Source organism: Vibrio sp. 1069, assembly GCF_033340555.1.
Genome location: NZ_JAWOWP010000114.1, coordinates 1 through 1,057 on the forward strand (window position 1 = coordinate 1; position 1,057 = coordinate 1,057).

Here is a 1,057-nt window from a genome sequence, read left to right on the forward strand (position 1 = left end):
ACTGGCAACACGCTCTGCAGCAATGCTGTGATGCCACTCAAGCTCAGGGACAACTTTATACCCTGAGCTACACCAAACAATGGCTATCCAGTGAGGTATCCACCTCGCCACAAAATCACCGCGCCATCGTGGCGATGATTGAGCAAAACTGCGCGCAATTATCCGCGCCGCACTTTGACGTAGTTTGCTCACAATTTGATGATGAAAACTTGAGCCTGTGCCCAGTATGGCTACCGAATGAGGAGCTGTTTGCCGTTGTGACGTTGACGCACTCAACGCAGCAAAAGCAAACCGTTTCTGCGTGGCTGAGCGCACTGGCAGGCCGCATCAGTTTTGATGTTAGCCAGCATTATCATCAAGAGCTCAAACGTCATCACTCACACGCCAACAAGCCACTACCAACGCTGCAAGAATTCATCGATTGTCTGGATGACCACATCTGGATCAAAACCACCGATGGTCTGTACGCCATGACTAACCGCAGCGTGGAACAGGCGTGGAAAAAGTCTAACGATGACATTGTCGGGAAGAACGACTTTGACCTTTTCAGCGCCGAACGCGCGGAAAAATTCATTGATGCCGACCGATTAGTGGTCGCTACTGGCACACAGAACATCGTTGAAGAGTGTCGCCAAATTGATGAAAACAACAACCCAACTTGGCTGGAAACCATCAAATCACCGGTACGAAATCAGGCCGGTGACCTGATCGGCATTTTGGGCATGACGCGCAACATCACCCGTCGCAAGATGGTGGAAACGCAATTGTCGTTAGCGTCGAAAATCTTCAACAACTCGCAAGAAGGTATGGTCATTACCGACAGCAATGCCAATATCATTGATGTCAACAACGCATTCTCGCAGATCACCGGATTCAGCGCCGAAGAAGTGATTGGGAAGAACCCCAACATTCTCCGTTCTGGGCACCATGATGATGCTTTTTACCAACAACTTTGGCAGCAACTTGAAACCAAAGGTCAATGGAAAGGCGAGTTTATCAACCGCAAACGGGATGGCAGCATTTACCCGCAATTAGCCACTATTAGCGCGGTAATGGA

1 protein-coding gene is annotated in these 1,057 nt (G+C 49.6%); it reads left to right on the forward strand.

Going from position 1 to position 1,057, the window contains the following annotated elements:
* Window positions 1-1,057: PAS domain S-box protein (locus R7040_RS24805; protein ID WP_318097324.1), on the forward strand; the 1,057-nt coding region annotated here is incomplete at both ends.